Consider the following 15499-nt stretch of genomic DNA (forward strand, 5'->3'; position numbering starts at 1 on the left):
GCATGCCGGAGATCAGAACCGGCTGGGAGTGCACCACAATGGCACGGCTTTTCATCGCCCTCATACTGTCGCTGACAGGCCTCGGCGCCGTTCAGGCCCAGGATGCGTCGCAGATCGCGCGGGTCCAGTCGGGCCTGTCCTGCACCGGGTGTAATCTCTTCCAGGCCGACCTCGCCTATCGGGACCTGCCCGATATCGACGTCTCCGGCTCGCGCCTGCGCCAGGCGGACCTCTCCCTGTCCACGATGAACCGGAGCCGGTTCGACAATGCCAATCTGTCCGTGGCCAATCTCTTCGGCGCCCGTTTCACCGGCGCCAGCTTCCGCCGGGCCGATCTCAGCCGCGCCAATCTTGTCGGCGCCTATTTCGGCGGGACCGACCTGACCGGTGCGGACCTCACTGGTGCGACCCTGTCCGGCGCCGAGCTCGTGACGGCGCGCGGCCTGACCCAGGCCCAGCTCGACACGGCCTGCGGCGATCCGAGCACCCGTCTGCCGTCCGGGCTGACGGTTCCGCGCTGCCGTTGAGGCAGCGTCGTGCAAGCGTGCGCACGGCATGCCGCCATGCTGGCCAAGGATGGTCGAACTTCATAGGATATGCATCTGGGTTACTGGGATTTAAGTCGTATTCGGACGGTCCCTGGCGTATCCGTGGGGTCATGCGTCTAGCGCAATTTGGAACCATATTGACGGCCTCGTGCTTCGTCCTGACCACCTCGCCCGCCCTCGCAGGCGGTGACGGCCATCCGCGCCGTGGACTCGCGATCGGTGGCGAGTGCGAGGATTGCGACTTTTCCGACAAGAACATGGCGCGTGCCGTCTTCATCGGCGCCAATTTCGAAGGCACGACGTTCGAAGGCTCCGAACTGCCCGGCGTCACCCTGATCGAAAGCCGCTTCAACGAAGCCAGTTTCGAAGACGCACGGATGACGAACGCCAATATGACCGGCGTGACCTTCTCCCGGGCCAATATGCGGGACGCCGAATTGTCGGGATCGCGGATTGAGCGCGTCAATTTCTCGAATGCCGACCTGACCAGTGCGGATTTCAGTCACACCGAGATGGTCTTCGTGACCTTCATCGGCTCGGATCTGAGTGACACGCTGTTCGCACAGGCCCGGCTGCGGCAGGCGAATTTTCTGCGGGCCCAGCTCGACGACACCGTCTTCCGTAATGCCGAAGTGCGTCGTGCCAATTTCGCGCAAGTGACAGGCGACGACGTCAATTTCAGCGATGCGGACCTGACCGGCGCCAGTTTTGAAGGCGCCCGTCTCGGCGATGTGAACTTCTCCGGTACCATTCTCGAAGGCGTCAATTTTTCCGGTGCCGTTTTCGACGATGTGAGCGGGTTGTCCAAGAACAGTCTCTCCGGCGCCTGCGGCGATGACACGACGCGCCTGTCCGACAACATCCGTCTGCCCGAATGCGACAGCCTGCCCGACGACAATGCACACACCGCCGCCCTCGCCGGTTACCGCATCCGTATCGAGGGCGACGAAGATGCGGACGTGCTCGAACATCTTCATGCCGTCGAGGCCATCCGTGCGGAAATCCTGTCCGAGATCGGCGTGGCACTGGAAGTCCATGCCGGCGAGCTTGATCAGGACGCGATCCGCGAGGCGACGAATGAAGCCATGCGGGCCCTGTCCAGCGCCGAACGCGAGCTGCGCCGCCACCGGCGCGAGCAGGATGCGCTCATCGAGGCGCGACACGAAGCCCGGCGGCTCATGGAACTCCAGTCCGAAGCGGAGGCCGCCGCTCGTCGCGACGACATGGAAACGCAGCGTGAAATCGAGCGGGAAATGCGCGAAATCGAGCGAGAGGCGGAACGTGAAGCGCGCGAAGTGCGACGCGAGATGGAACGCGAGGCTCGCGACATCGAACGCGATCTCGAACGTGAATACTTGATCCACATGTCCGACGGCAACGTCTACAATTTCGAGGTCCGCCGCATGCCGGTCCCGCCGCCGCCGCCCGAACCGCAATAGCGGCGGCAATCATCGGACACAAAAAAGCGCCGGAGCCCTGCTCCGGCGCTTTTGTTTCAACCCGTGGCTGCGCCCCGTCAGTCCTTCTTCGGATCCGGGACGACCGCGCGCAGGTGCAGTTCGCGAAGCTGCTTCATCTCGACCTCGGCCGGCGCGTTCATCATCAGATCTCGGGCCTGCTGGTCTTTCGGGAACATCACGACTTCGCGCAGGTTTTCCTGGTCGGCGAGCAGCATGACGATGCGGTCGACGCCCGGGGCCACGCCGGCGTGCGGCGGCGCGCCATAGCGGAAGGCGTTCAGCATGCCGCCGAACTCTTCCTCGACCGTCTCGGCATCATAGCCAGCGAAGGCGAAGGCCTTGAGCATGACGTCGGGACGGTGGTTCCGCACCGCACCGGAGGACAGTTCGACGCCGTTGCAGACGATGTCGTACTGCCAGGCCTTGAGACCGAGCAGGGTTTCCGCATCGGTATCGTCGTCCAGCTGCATGAAGGCGTCCGGATCGATCTGAGGCATGGAGAACGGGTTGTGCGAGAACTCGATCTTCTTGTTCTCCTCGTCCCACTCATACATCGGGAAATCGACGATCCAGCAGAAGCGGAAGCTGTTCTTCTCGCACAGATCCAGCTCGGTGCCGACGACATCGCGGGCGCGTCCGGCAAAGCCGGCGAAATCGGACGGGTCGCCCGCAGCGAAGAACACGGCATCGCCTGCCTTGAGCCCCAGCTGGGCGCGCAGATGATTGGTGCGCTCCTCGCCGATATTCTTGGCGATCGGGCCGGCGGCCTCGATACCGTTTTCGGTCTCGCGCCAGAAGATATAGCCCATGCCCGGCTGGCCTTCCTTCTGGGCCCAGGAATTCATCCGGTCGCAGAAGGCACGGCTGCCGCCGGTCGGCGCCGGAATGGCCCAGACCTGGACCTTCGGGTTCTTCTCCAGCATGCCGGCGAAGACCTTGAAGCCCGAACCGCGGAAGGTATCGGATACGTCCGACATCTTGATCGGGTTGCGCAGGTCCGGCTTGTCCGAGCCGTACCACTGGATCGCATCCTTGTAGGCGATGTGCGGGAAGGCCTCGTCCGGCACGTCCCGGCCATCGGCAAATTCCTGGAACAGCCCCTTCATCACCGGCTCGATGACGTTGAACACGTCTTCCTGGGTAGCGAAGCTCATTTCCATGTCGAGCTGGTAGAACTCGCCCGGCGCGCGGTCGGCGCGGGCGTCCTCGTCGCGGAAGCAGGGCGCGATCTGGAAATAGCGGTCGAAGCCGGAGACCATGATCAGCTGCTTGAACTGCTGCGGCGCCTGCGGCAGCGCGTAGAACTTGCCCGGGTGCAGGCGGGCCGGCACCAGGAAGTCGCGCGCGCCTTCCGGCGAGGAGGCCGTCAGGATCGGCGTCTGGTATTCGGTGAAGCCCTCATCGACCATGCGGCGGCGGATCGAGTCGATGATCTTGGAACGCAGCACGATGCGCTTGTGCAGGCTCTCGCGGCGCAGATCGATATAGCGGTGCTTGAGGCGCACTTCTTCCGACCAGTCCGGCTCGCCGAAGACCGGCAGCGGCAGCTCTTCGGCTTCCGACTGGATCGCCATGTCGTGCACGCGGACCTCGATCTCACCTGTCGGCAGGTTGGCGTTCACCGTCTCGTCGGAACGGGCCACGACCTCGCCCGTGATGGTCACGACGCTCTCGACGCGCAGACGCTCCAACGTTGCGAAATGCTCGCTCTCCGGCTCCAGCACGATCTGGGTGATGCCGTAATGGTCACGCAGATCGACGAAGAGCAGACCGCCATGATCGCGCTTGCGGTGGATCCAGCCGGAAATCCGGGCCGTCTGGCCGACATGATCCTTGCGCAGCTGGGCGCAGGTATGGGTGCGGTATGCGTGCATGAGTAAAGCGTCCGGTGATCGGGGTTATACAAGTTGCCGCGATGTGCCGTTTTGCGGGGCGGAATGTCAAGCTGAACGGGGTCTGGGGCGCAGTTGGAGACCGGCTATCCCACGCCTAGAAGCCCCACACGGCGAACCGCTGGAGATATGGGAGGCGTGCAGGAGACCTGACAGGTCGAATGGCGTTTGAAGTGTGAGTGACCGGACAGGTCTCCCGCACGCGGAGTTTTCCCGGACGCTCTCGCCCCCGTGTCCAAGTGCGCGGGTATTCAGGTCGGTCGGTTAGTGCCGTCAGACCCGTCGCACCGCCCTGCCAGCGCTCACGGCCGTCACACCGCTCGCCCGGACAGGCTCCGCTCGTAACCGGGCACAAGTGACTGAGCTCGCGCCTCCCGTCCCGAAAACCATGAAGAAGTATGCACGAGGTTCTGGGGGTGAGGATAAGTCGGCTTCAGAGGTCCGGCTGCGCGTTGAATCAATCGCCCTTTTCGAGCGCCGGGCCGTACTTGTTTTCCCCTGGCGTGCTGTCCCTCGTGAGCAGGTAGATCAATAGAGCGAGCGTAGCGAGATAGACCATATTGTTGAGGAAGAGTGCGGCGAATATCACGGGATCGAACGGCAAGTCCGAACCGGGCTCCGCCGTGAATGCGGCGAACAGTCTGGGCATCAGAATGAAAGCGAAGGCCAGAAAGGGCAGCGGCAGAAGTCCGAGAAATCCGGTCTTCCCGGTGTCATGAAGGCGGCGCGATACGGATGCTCCGAGCAGAAGGACAGCCAGTCCGGCGATTACGCTCATTCCGGCGAACATTGCCCCGAAATCCGGCATCAATTCGGGATGATGCCCTTCGATGCGGATCGAATAACTGCTCCCGTTCTGCGTCACTGTCGCAAGCTCGGGATTCTCCGCCGCGAAGGTCTGCATGCGCTCCATCGCCGTGAACATTTCCGGTACCATCGCCAGAAATATCCCCGCAAACAGGATCGGGACAACGAAGCCCGCATAGATCAGGAAAGAGCCACGCGCCTCCCTGCCGCTGAAGTCCGTCAGCTTGGCCAGATTATTCCTGAGCGCATCAAGCAGCACCATGCGATCCCCCTGAAAAGCAATTCCTTCCTGTTTCCCCCTAGCCATGTTCGGCGATCAAGTCACGGGATTCAAACCGAAATCAATATTGAGCGGAGGCCTATCCAATCCGGGAGCCGACTCGTGAAACATTTTTACGAACGTCGTTACAAAATAAGCTTGCACTTAAACGAACGCCGTTCTATTTAAACTGTGAATGGTCGTTCACACGACGTTTGCATAAAGGACGGGACCGATGACGGCGGGATTGCTGCGAGACGATATTTTCGAGGGCATGGACCCCAATGTGGGCGTGACCGGCAAGCCGGGCTCGACCAAGGCACGGATCGAGCGGGCAGCGCTTCAGCTCTTCGCCCAGCACGGACTGGACGGAGTCTCGATCAAGCAGATCGCCCGGGCCTGCGCCATTTCCGACGGCGCCATGTACCGCCATTTCGCCTCCAAGGAGACGCTGGCGCGGATCATGTTTCAGGCCATTCATCGCAAGCTGATGGAAATGGTGGCCGGCCATCTCGATCCGGATGCGTCGCTGGAGGACACCGCCCGCGCCCTGGTCACGGCCTATTGCAATCTGGCCGACCAGGACCCGGCGCAATTCACCTATCACCTCGCCCACCGCAACGCCTTTATCGCCTCGACCGGCGATGGCGGGGCCAATCCGTCCAATCTGATGACGGCTTGCGTCGAGGACGCCATGGCGCGCGGAGAGATACCCACGGGCGATGCCGAGCTGAAGTCGGCGATGGCGCTGGGCGTGGTCATGCAGGCGGCCGAATACAGCCTCTACGGACGTATCGAGAAGCCGCTGTCAGAACATATCGAGAATTTCGTCCGGGCGATCATGGCCGTGCTGCGCACGGCCTGATCCGGACCCACACAGATCACCACAGGGAGGCCATCATGCGGTCCTTCATCTTCAACATCACCTACTGGTTCATCTCCGGCGTCTACGCCGTCATCTGCGCCGTGCTGGCGCTCATTCCGGGCCGCTGGGCCCTCATGCACGGACTGCGCTCCTATTCGCGCCTGACCGTGCACCTGATGCGCTGGATCTGCGGCATCAAGGTCGAGGTCCGCGGCACGCCGCCGAAGGACCAGCCGGTCGTGATCGGCGCCAAGCACCAGTCCTGGGGCGACGGCATCGTCATGATGGCCAAGTGCGGCGACGTGAACTTCGTCTGCGGCGACCACATGCTGAAATTCCCGCTGATCGGATGGGTGCTGAAGCGTTGCGGCGCAATCGTGCTGTCGAACCAGGGCGGTGCGGAAGCCCACAAACACCTGATGGACGGCGTCGCCCGCTCGCAGGGCGAAGGCCGCCCGCGCCCGGTCCTGATCTATCCGGAAGGCCACCTCACCCCGGTCGGCGAAGGCATGCGCTATCGCTCGGGCGTGTGGCGTCTCTCGCAGGAGCTGGACCGCCCGATCGTTCCGGTCGCGACCAATCTGGGCCAGTGCTGGCCGCAGCAGAAATGGACCAAGTTCAAGGGTACGGCCGTGATCGAGTTTCTCGACCCGATCGCCCCGAGCAAGGACCGAGACGCCGTCCTGGCCGAGCTGGAAGCCCGCGTAGAGATGCGCTCGCGTATCCTCGAGGCCGAGTTCGCACCTCGATTGGAAGCACCGGGCCAGGCAGAATCGCGCTTCGATCCGGAAACCGACCGTGTTGCCGGCAGCTGCGCATAAGATGCAGTGCCGGTCCGGATGACCGCTGCAGGGAGGAGCCTCATGCGCTCAGCGATCTTCAACGCGCTGTTCTGGAGCGTGTCCGCCGTGTTCGCCCTGACGTGCTATGCGCTGTCCTTCCTGCCGGCAAGGGGCCCGCTGGTCGCCACGATGATCGGCTATTGCCGGACGGTTCGCTGGCTTCTGCGCGCTGTGGCCGGGATCCGGATCGAAGTGCGCGGGACGCCGCCGGCCGGACAGCGTGTCATCGTCGCCGCCAAGCACCAATCCTATGCCGACGGCCCGCTGATGATGGCCCTGCTCGGCGACCTCAATTTCGTGATCGGCAACGGGATCGAGAAATTCCCGCTGATCAACCGCATCGTGAGACAGGCAGGTGCCACCATGGTCAATGCCCAGGGAAATGCGAAGGAAAGCGCGATGGGTGCGCTCGACGCCGCCATAGCGCGCTCATTCGACGACCACCGGCCGGTTCTGATCTATCCCGAAGGCGGCCTCGCCGCCGTCGGCCAAACGCGCCGCTACCGCAAGGGTGTCGCCATGTTCTACGCCCATACCGGGCGCGCGGTCGTGCCGGTCGCGACCAATATGGGCCTGCGCTGGCAGCAGGAGGACTGGCACAAATCGCCGGGAACTGCCGTCATCGAATTCCTCGAACCGATCGAAACAGGTCTCACTCGCCCCGAGCTGATGAGCCGCCTGCAGATCGCCATCGAAACACGGACCCGGGCTCTTGAAGCCGAGGGCCGGACCTGCCCGGTTGGTGCGGGCAAGGAGATCAAGTCATGAGTGCCAGGATTGCCGTATCCCTTCTGGGACAACGCCGTTTCGTCCCGCTTCTTGGCGCGACCACACTCGGTGCCTTCAACGACAACATGTTCAAGATGGCGCTCGTCGTGGGAGCCTCGGCCGGGCTGCTGACCTTCGGCGACATGCCCGCCGGTGCCCTCGCCCCGATGGCCGCGAACGCCTTCACGGCGGCCATCTTCCTCTTCTCTGCCGTCGCCGGCCAGGTCGCCGACCGCTACGACCGGGCGGAGATCCTGAAGAAGACCAAGCTGGCCGAGATCGGTCTGATGACGCTGGCAGCGTTCGGCTTTTACACCATGAACAGCCTCGTCCTGCTGGCGACCCTCTTCCTGATGGGCGTTCAGTCGGCCTTCTACAGCCCCGCCCGCGTCGCCTCACTACCGCATTATCTCGGCGCGAAGGAACTCGTGCCGGGCAATGCTCTGATCGGAGGTTCCCTCTTCATGGCGATCCTCGTCGGCGGTGCGCTGGGCACGCTGCTCATCCCGACCGGCAACGGCCGATTCATCATTGGCGGCGTTCTCGTCGGCGGTGCCATTCTCGGCTGGCTCGTCATCCTGGCCACGCCGCCCTCGCCCTCGGCGAAGAATCCCAAGCCGGTCAACTGGAATTTCGTGACCGAGACCTGGCGCATGATCGCACTGGTCCTGAAGACGCCAGGCATGGCACGCCCGCTGCTCGCAGCCGCCTGGTTCTGGGCCATCGCCGCCGCCGTGGTCACCCTGCTCCACACAGTCGTGCAGGACGTGCTCGGCCAGGACCAGATGCTCACGGCAGCCATGCAGGTCCTCTTCACTGTCGGAGCAGCAGTCGGCTCCATCAGCTGCGGACTGTTCGCCCGCGGCGAGGATGCCAGCGCGTTTTCCGTCGCCGGCGCCATCGGCGTAGTGGTCTTCGCCGGCGATCTCGCCTGGCAATTGCTGCACTGGCAGACGGGTCCCGCGGTCGGTGTCGCCGCCTTCGTGCAGGATCCGGCCCACTGGCGCATCCTGGTCGATTTCTTCCTCGCTGCGATGTTCGCCGGTCTCTATGTCGTCCCTCAACAGGCCCTCGCCCAGCGCCGCGCCCCGGAAGACATCCGGGCCCGGCTTCTGGCCGGCGGCAATCTGCTCAACGCCGCCGCAGCGACCGGCGCACAACTCCTGCTCATGCTCAATGCCTGGGCGGGCGGATCGCCTGCGCTCGTCTTTGCACTGGTCGGTACGGGCAGCGCCGTCGTAGCGGCAATCATCCTGCGCCGACTGATGCAGCAGAGCCGCAGCGCGACGGCCGGACAGCCCTAACGGATAGCCAAACGGAGCGGTCCGCGCTAAAGGGCCGCTCCATGGACATGATTACGACGACTGACGCCCTCGCCCGCGCCTGCGACGACCTCCTTCAGCACGAGTATGTCGCGGTCGACACAGAATTCATGCGCGAAACGGTCTACTGGCCGAAGCTCTGCCTGATCCAGGCGGCCGCCGGGGACACCGAAGTCATCATCGATCCGCTGGCCGACGGCATTCATCTGGAGCCCTTCTGGGAGCTGATGGCCGACGACCGGATCCTGAAAGTCTTCCACGCGGCCCGCCAGGACCTGGAAATCTTCTACCATCAGGGCGGCGACGATCTCATCCCGCACCCGATGTTCGACAGCCAGGTCGCGGCCATGGCGCTCGGACTGGGCGACTCGATCGCCTATGACGCCCTGGTCAAGGCCCTGCTCAAGCGTCCGATCGACAAGGGACCGCGCTTCACCGACTGGTCGCGCCGCCCGCTGAGTCAGGCGCAGATGGATTACGCCATCGCCGACGTCACCCATTTGCGCGATCTCTATCCGATCATGACGGAACGTCTCCACAAGAAGGGCCGCGACGAATGGCTCGCCGAGGAGATGAAGGTCCTAACCAGCCCGTCCACCTACCGGCTCGACCCGGAGGAGAGCTGGCGCCGGATGAAGTTGCGCAAGACGAGCACGAAATGGCTCGCCGCCCTGCGCGCCGCGGCCGCCTGGCGCGAGACCGAGGCGCAGACGCGCGACATGCCGCGCCAGCGCGTGATGAAGGATGACGGCATCTACGAGATCGCCAATGTCGCCCCGACCCAGCCGGACCAGCTCACCGGCCTGCGCGCCGTGCCCAAGGGATTCGAGCGCTCCAGCCCGGCCAAGCGCCTCTTCGAGAAGATGCGCGAAGCGCTTGCCGACGCCGACAATTACGCGCCGAAAGCGGACAAGCCGGCGCCGACGCCGCAAGGCATCGGGCCGACTGTCGAGCTGCTCAAAGTTCTGCTCAAACTCGTCGCCGAGGATGCCCATGTCGCCTCGCGCCTGATCGCCACCGTGCCTGATCTCGAAAAGATCGCCGCGGAAGACGATGCAGACGTCGCCGCCATGAAGGGCTGGCGCCGGGAAGTCTTCGGCGAACCTGCCATGAAGCTCAAGCGCGGCGAGATGGCGCTGGCGCTGGAGGACGGCAAGGTCGTGATCAAGCCCGTCCAGGGCTGAGCCCTATTCCGTCCCGGATATGTAGTTGACTGCACCGGTGCGCCCGATCGCGCCTGCCAGCGCATCGAGCAGCGAGACCGAGCGCTCGACATAGAGATCGTGCACGCTCTCGTCGACGTCGAGCTCTACCGCGTCTTCAGTCACCCGCAGCGTGAACCTGTCGAGCAGGCGTGGCGAACGGCCGGAGAGCTTGGCGCCAAGCCGCAGCGTTCCACCCAGCATGCGCGCGACATCGTGCTGCTGGTCGCTGAGCAGAGTAAACTCCTCCAGCCCCTCCAGCGCTCCCGGTTTGCCGCCGTAACGGTAGTGGATCACGGCCGCCAGGAAGACCCGCTCGGCATGGGTGATCCCGGCGAAGGGCGCATAGAGCACGCTGTCACGCGCCAGGTCTGCACGATGATCCGGATGGAGGCGCGCGCCGATATCCACCAGCCGCGCCGCCGTTTCCTGCATGACGCAATCGCGTGTCGGATCGAAGGCCGGTTCGACCTCGGACATGGCCGGCGCAATCCAGGCCGCAAGCGCGCGCCCGAATCCCGGCGTCGGCGCGGCCGGCAGGGCCATGGCCTCGGCCCCCGCAATCAGCGGATCGGTAGACAGAAGCGCCTCGGGCAAGCCGGACGCCAGCACGCCCTCCCGCACGCCATAGGCGGAGAAAACGAGGCGCGAGAACCCGCCCCGCTTCATCACGCGGCGTAGTAACAGCGCCGCATAAGGCAGGGTCGCCACGCGGCGCGAAGAGAGCCCTGGCGTGCCCGTCAGCGATGCCGCGCTGAGCCGGGTGGCAAGCTTGGTCAGCTCCATCACCTGGGTCCGGCCCAGGCTGAACTGGTGCACGACATGCAGGGGCGATCCGAAGCGGGCGAAGGCCAGTTGCGCCAGCGCCCGCCAGGCCCCGCCGACCGCGTAGAAACTGCCGCCGGTTTCCAGATCGAGCGCGCACGCGTCAAGGGCCGCCTCGACGACCTGCTTGGCATTGCGCTTGTCCCAGTCGCTGTCGCGCAGCACTTCCTGCGGCCCCAGCGGCAGGGTGACGCCCGGTCCGGGCTGGCCGTGCGCAATAGGCGTCAGCTCGAGGCTCGATCCGCCGAGATCGCCCATCATGCCGTGAGCATCGGGAATGCCGGTGACCACGCCCAGAGCCGAAAGCGCGGCCTCGTCCTCGCCCGAGAGGATGCGGACTTCCATACCGGTCAGATCCGCCACCGCCTCGACGAAATCCGGGCCATCCTGGGCATTGCGGACGGCGGCCGTCGCAATGACATGCCGGTCGCGCACGCCCTTGGCGTCGAGCAGGCGCTGGAATCGTTTGAGCGCCCGCAGCGCCACCTCGCGCCCGGACGGGTTCAGCCGGCCGCTCTCGCGCACGCCCTTGCCGAGCCCGGCCATGACTTTCTCGTTGAAGATCGGCCAAAGCGACCGCCCCTCGACCCGGAAGTGCACAAGGCGGACCGAGTTCGAGCCGATATCGATGACCCCGATATCGCGGTTGATCGCGGTCTCGGAGACCATCGGGACGACCGACGCGTCTGCCCGGACCGGATCAGCCATCATGCCCCGTCAGAACCGGCGGCTGGTCGTCCTTGAGCGCATGACCGCGGCCGGACAGGCTCGGATTGGTCATGAAATAGGCATGCGCACTGAAGGGGTTGTCGACATTCGCCCGGTCGACGCGCCGATAATCGCCCTCACTGTCCATATACCAGCTCTGCTCGGTATCATTGAGATTGGCGACCATGATCTGGTCGAGCACCTGGCGGTGCACGGTCGGGTTCTGGATCGGACAGAGATGCTCGACGCGCCGGTCGAGATTGCGCGGCATCCAGTCGGCCGAGGAGATGTAGATCTTGGCCGCCGGCGACGGCATGGTCTTGCCGTTGGCGAAGCAGACGATGCGCGAGTGCTCGAGGAAACGCCCGACGATGCTCTTGACGCGGATATTGTCCGACAGGCCCGGAATGCCCGGACGCAGGCAGCAAATCCCCCGCACGACGAGTTCCACGCGTACGCCGGCCTGGCTGGCCCGGTAGAGCCCGTCGATGATTTCCGGATGCACCAGCGAATTCAGCTTGGCCCAGACAGCGGCCGGCTTGCCTTCACGGGCATTGGCGATCTCGGTCTCGATATGCTCGAGGATGAATTCTTTCATGCCGATCGGCGAGACCGACAGGCGCTCGAGATTTTCCGGGCGCGCATAACCGGTGACATAGTTGAACACACGCCCCGCATCGCGCCCGAAGGCCGGGTCTGCGGTGAAGAGCGAGAGGTCGGTATAGATACGCGCCGTGATCGGGTGGTAATTGCCCGTCCCGAAGTGGGCATAGGTGCGCAGCTCGGATCCCTCGCGCCGCACGACGAGCGAGATTTTCGCGTGCGTCTTATACTCGATGAAGCCGTAGACGACCTGTACGCCGGCCCGCTCCAGATCACGGGCCCATTTGAGGTTCGCCTCCTCGTCGAAGCGCGCCTTCAGCTCAACCAGGGCGGTGACGTTCTTGCCGCTCTCTGCCGCCTCGATCAGAGCCGCGACAATCGGCGAGTCCTTGGATGTCCGGTAGAGCGTCTGCTTGATGGCGATGACATCCGGATCGGCCGCCGCCTGGCGCAGAAAGCCGGCCACCACATCGAAACTCTCATAGGGATGGTGGACGATGATGTCCTTTTCACGGATCGCCGCGAAGCAATCCCCGCCATGATCGCGAATCCGTTCCGGATAGCGCGGCTCATAGGGGACGAAGCTGTGCTCGGGCCGGTCGTCCGGAATGAGCTGGTTGACCTGGGCGAGACCGAGAATGCCGTCCACCGGCACGATGTCCTGCGGTTCGGCATGCAGGTGCTGGACGATCAGGTCGCGCAGCACGGGCGGGATGTCCGCATCCATGGTCAGGCACACCACGGCGCCGCGCCGCCTCTGCTTGAGCAGGTTCTCGAATTCCAGCATCAGGTCTTCGGACTCTTCCTCGACCTCGATATCGCTGTCCCGGATGACCCGGAATATGCCCTTGCCTTCCACCTCATGGCCCGGGAAGAGCGTATCGACGAACATGGCCAGCACCGTCTCCAGAGCCATGAAGCGCCGCTCTACCCGCTCCTGGTTGCGGCGCGGCCGCCCCGGCAGTTCGATGAAGCGCTTCACACCGCTCGGCAATGGGATGAGCGCATTCATGAGCTTGCCCGTATCCTGGCGGCGCAGGCGGAGGGCGAGCGCGAAACCAAGATTGGGGATGAAGGGGAACGGGTGCGCCGGATCGATCGCCAGGGGCGTGATTACCGGCAGGGTGTGTTTGAGGAAATCGCCGCGCAGCCAAGCCTCGTCCGTCTTGGATACTTCGTCGGCTTCCAGCAGGCGCACGCCCGCTTCGGCGATGTCGCCCTTGAGCTTGCGCCAGAGCACCTGCTGCTTGACCATCAGCTCGCCGGCCAGCTGGTGGATCTCCTCCAGCTGCTGAGACGGGGTGAGACCGTCTATGCTCGGCGAGGTCACGCCGGAATGGAGTTGGGCGCGAAGACCGGCGACGCGCACCATGTAGAATTCGTCGAGATTGCTGGCGGAAATCGACAGGAAGCGCAGGCGCTCAAAGACCGGATGGTTCGGATTTTCCGCCTCCTCCAGAACGCGCAGATTGAACTGTACCCAGGAAAGCTCCCGGTTCAGGAAGCGCTTGGGCGACTCCATGAGCGCCTCCACGTCGATCGCATCGCGTCCCGGGTCCGTCACTGGCGCATTCATTCCGCGTCTCCACCCTGATACCAGCTGTCCAGCACTTCGCGCGCCACCGATCGGGTGATCGGCGTACGCTTGACGAGGGCCAGTTTGTCCATGCGCTCGACCAGATCGCGAACCGCAGCGACGGAACGCTCCATGCGAGGCAGGATATAGTCTATCACGCCCGGCTTCATCGGCGCGCGGCGATCCTGCAACTGCTTCTCGATCAGCCGCGTGAGCAGATCGTCGTCGGCCTCGTGCAGTTCGGCCCGGGGCAGCGCCCGCAGGCGGGAAACGAGATCCGGCAGACCGGCCTTCCAGAGCACGGGCGGCGTCCGGGCAGTCAGCAGGAGCGCCGGGATATCCCCCTCCGCGGCGCGATTGAGCGTGTGGAAGAGCGCATCATCGTCGACGCCACGGTCGACATCCTCGACAAGCAGGGCCTCGCCAGGCGGCAATTCCGCCAGCAGGCCCGCAAGATCGCAGGCCGCAATGGTGCGCGCACCGGCCTGGTCCGCCCAGACCGTACCGATATGCGACTTGCCCGAACCGGCCGGCCCGGTCAGCGCCAGAACATGGCGCGGCCAGTCGCGCCAGCGCGCAAGCGCGGCCATGGCCTCGGCATTGGAGGGGCCTTCGATCAGGCTTTCTGCACTGAAATCCTCGCTCGCTGGCAGGTCGAGCGCCAATTGCGGTGTCATCGCGTCTCCGCCGGTCCTGTTGCGCTTACCGGGCAGAGAGCACCACCCAGCCCAGTCCGGGATGTTCTTCCAGCGTCGCGCCGCGCTCGGCAAGCTCTGAAACCAGCTGTTCCAGCGCACCGCGATAATTCACCGTCATGCGCGCGCCGTCACGCGACAGCGCATCGAGCTGCGCACTGTCGACCAGCGATGCCCGGGTCAGCGCGGCCTGCAGGCTGCGCCATTCAGGCAGACCGGAATAGAGCACGGTGACGCGCATCTCGGTCGTCTCGAAATCGCGAACGACGGATTGCTGTTTCCAGGCCGTCTCGCGGTCGGCCACGAAATCCGCAGCTGCATCGCGCCAGCCGCCATAGACTGTTGCCGGTCCCCAGGTCTCGACCACGAATTCGCCCGTCGCCTCGATAGAGACGAGATAGCCGCCGAAGCGCCGGATACCGTCACGCTCCTGGGCGCGCAGGATGGCGATGCGGTTGACGTCGTACATGACCGCAAGCTGCCGCAGGCTCTCCTCGTCCAGGCCCAGCGCGCTGCGGGCCGAGACGATCGCCCGTGCCTCCGCGTCCTCCGGCACGAACATCGGCGTCAGCGAATTGCGGAAATTCTGTTCGCGCCAGGCATTACCCCAGGGGTTCTCCTCCCACAGGAGGAAACCGTTGCCGGTGCCCAGCACCGGCAGGACCAGCGTGCGGCGCGACTGGCTTTCCACGAAGGGCACGCCATAGGCGGTCAGCACACGGGCCACGCTGCGGCGGTCGAAGCTGACATCGATATCGGCGAGGTAGCGCGTCGCACTGCGCTGTTCGTCGCGAATTTCCAGGCCGGAGATCAGCTCGGAGATGATGGCCCGGTCGAGCGCGAAACCCTCGACCATCTCGCCTTCCTCGGTCATATGCGGCTCGAGCTCGAAATCCGTACCCATGCGGTCTTCGGCCAGGGTCAGACGCTCGATCAACAGGCGCGCCGCATCGACCTGCCCTTCACGCATGGCCACAGTCTGGGCCTCCAGCGCGTTGCTGGCAGTCGCATCGATCGGCACGCCGGTTACGGTATAGGGATCGTCGGCCTGCGCCGTGCCCGCGGGCACCAGGGCGAAGGAAGACGCGGCGAGGGAAAACGCGGCGAAAAGAAAACGCACGGCTGCA

Annotated in this window: 13 protein-coding genes; 7 read left to right on the forward strand and 6 right to left on the reverse strand. The window is 64.6% G+C overall.

Annotated features, from left to right (window positions below; translation table 11 throughout):
• The first annotated feature begins 38 nt into the window (after positions 1-38).
• Positions 39-527 (forward strand): pentapeptide repeat-containing protein, encoded by a 489-nt coding sequence (locus AC13HB_RS13200; protein ID WP_482950232.1) that lies wholly within the window; start codon positions 39-41, stop codon positions 525-527.
• A 158-nt stretch (positions 528-685) separates the two neighbouring features.
• The gene (locus AC13HB_RS13205; RefSeq protein ID WP_482950233.1) at positions 686-1987 is read left to right on the forward strand and encodes a pentapeptide repeat-containing protein; all 1302 of its coding nucleotides are present in this window, start codon (positions 686-688) and stop codon (positions 1985-1987) included.
• Positions 1988-2064: 77 nt separating this feature from the next.
• Here the strand turns inward: AC13HB_RS13205 and aspS are convergent, their stop codons facing one another.
• Together aspS and AC13HB_RS13215 are read right to left on the reverse strand one after the other, a co-directional pair.
• A complete protein-coding gene (gene aspS, locus AC13HB_RS13210; RefSeq protein ID WP_482950234.1) occupies positions 2065-3882 on the reverse strand; it encodes an aspartate--tRNA ligase in 1818 nt (605 codons plus the stop codon).
• Positions 3883-4357: 475 nt separating this feature from the next.
• Positions 4358-4969, reverse strand: a complete 612-nt coding sequence (locus AC13HB_RS13215) for a DUF805 domain-containing protein (RefSeq protein WP_482950235.1) — start codon at positions 4967-4969, stop codon at positions 4358-4360.
• A gap of 232 nt (positions 4970-5201) precedes the next feature.
• On the opposite strand from AC13HB_RS13215, the gene AC13HB_RS13220 reads away from it, so the two are divergent.
• The 5 genes from AC13HB_RS13220 to rnd are packed head-to-tail and all read left to right on the forward strand — an operon-like array spanning position 5202 to position 9947.
• Positions 5202-5831: a TetR/AcrR family transcriptional regulator gene (locus AC13HB_RS13220; protein ID WP_482950236.1), complete on the forward strand. Its 630-nt coding sequence runs from the start codon at positions 5202-5204 to the stop codon at positions 5829-5831.
• A gap of 35 nt (positions 5832-5866) precedes the next feature.
• Complete coding sequence (locus AC13HB_RS13225) at positions 5867-6652, forward strand: lysophospholipid acyltransferase family protein (protein ID WP_482950237.1); 786 nt, start codon at positions 5867-5869, stop codon at positions 6650-6652.
• 42 nt (positions 6653-6694) lie between these two features.
• Entirely contained in the window at positions 6695-7441 is a 747-nt protein-coding gene (locus AC13HB_RS13230) for a lysophospholipid acyltransferase family protein (protein ID WP_482950238.1), read from the forward strand.
• On the forward strand, positions 7438-8745 hold the full coding sequence (locus AC13HB_RS13235) for an MFS transporter (RefSeq protein ID WP_482950239.1): 1308 nt from the start codon (positions 7438-7440) through the stop codon (positions 8743-8745). Before AC13HB_RS13230 ends, AC13HB_RS13235 begins: the two co-directional genes overlap by 4 nt.
• A gap of 41 nt (positions 8746-8786) precedes the next feature.
• Positions 8787-9947 carry a ribonuclease D gene (gene rnd / locus AC13HB_RS13240; protein ID WP_482950240.1) on the forward strand — a complete coding sequence of 387 codons (1161 nt, stop codon included), beginning with the start codon at positions 8787-8789 and terminating at the stop codon, positions 9945-9947.
• A gap of 3 nt (positions 9948-9950) precedes the next feature.
• Here rnd and AC13HB_RS13245 read toward each other — a convergent pair whose 3' ends face one another.
• From AC13HB_RS13245 to AC13HB_RS13260, 4 genes are read right to left on the reverse strand one after another with little or no spacing between them, the layout of a single operon-like run.
• On the reverse strand, positions 9951-11498 hold the full coding sequence (locus AC13HB_RS13245; protein WP_482950241.1) for a Ppx/GppA phosphatase family protein: 1548 nt from the start codon (positions 11496-11498) through the stop codon (positions 9951-9953).
• Positions 11491-13677 (reverse strand): RNA degradosome polyphosphate kinase, encoded by a 2187-nt coding sequence (locus AC13HB_RS13250; protein WP_482950242.1) that lies wholly within the window; start codon positions 13675-13677, stop codon positions 11491-11493. Before AC13HB_RS13250 ends, AC13HB_RS13245 begins: the two co-directional genes overlap by 8 nt.
• On the reverse strand, positions 13674-14354 hold the full coding sequence (locus AC13HB_RS13255; RefSeq protein WP_482950243.1) for a P-loop NTPase family protein: 681 nt from the start codon (positions 14352-14354) through the stop codon (positions 13674-13676). The genes AC13HB_RS13250 and AC13HB_RS13255 overlap by 4 nt, the downstream gene beginning before the upstream one ends.
• A gap of 25 nt (positions 14355-14379) precedes the next feature.
• Positions 14380-15492, reverse strand: a complete 1113-nt coding sequence (locus AC13HB_RS13260) for a DUF2066 domain-containing protein (protein WP_482950244.1) — start codon at positions 15490-15492, stop codon at positions 14380-14382.
• Between the last annotated feature and the right edge of the window lie 7 nt (positions 15493-15499).

Source organism: Maricaulis sp. B-26 (assembly GCF_056857855.1).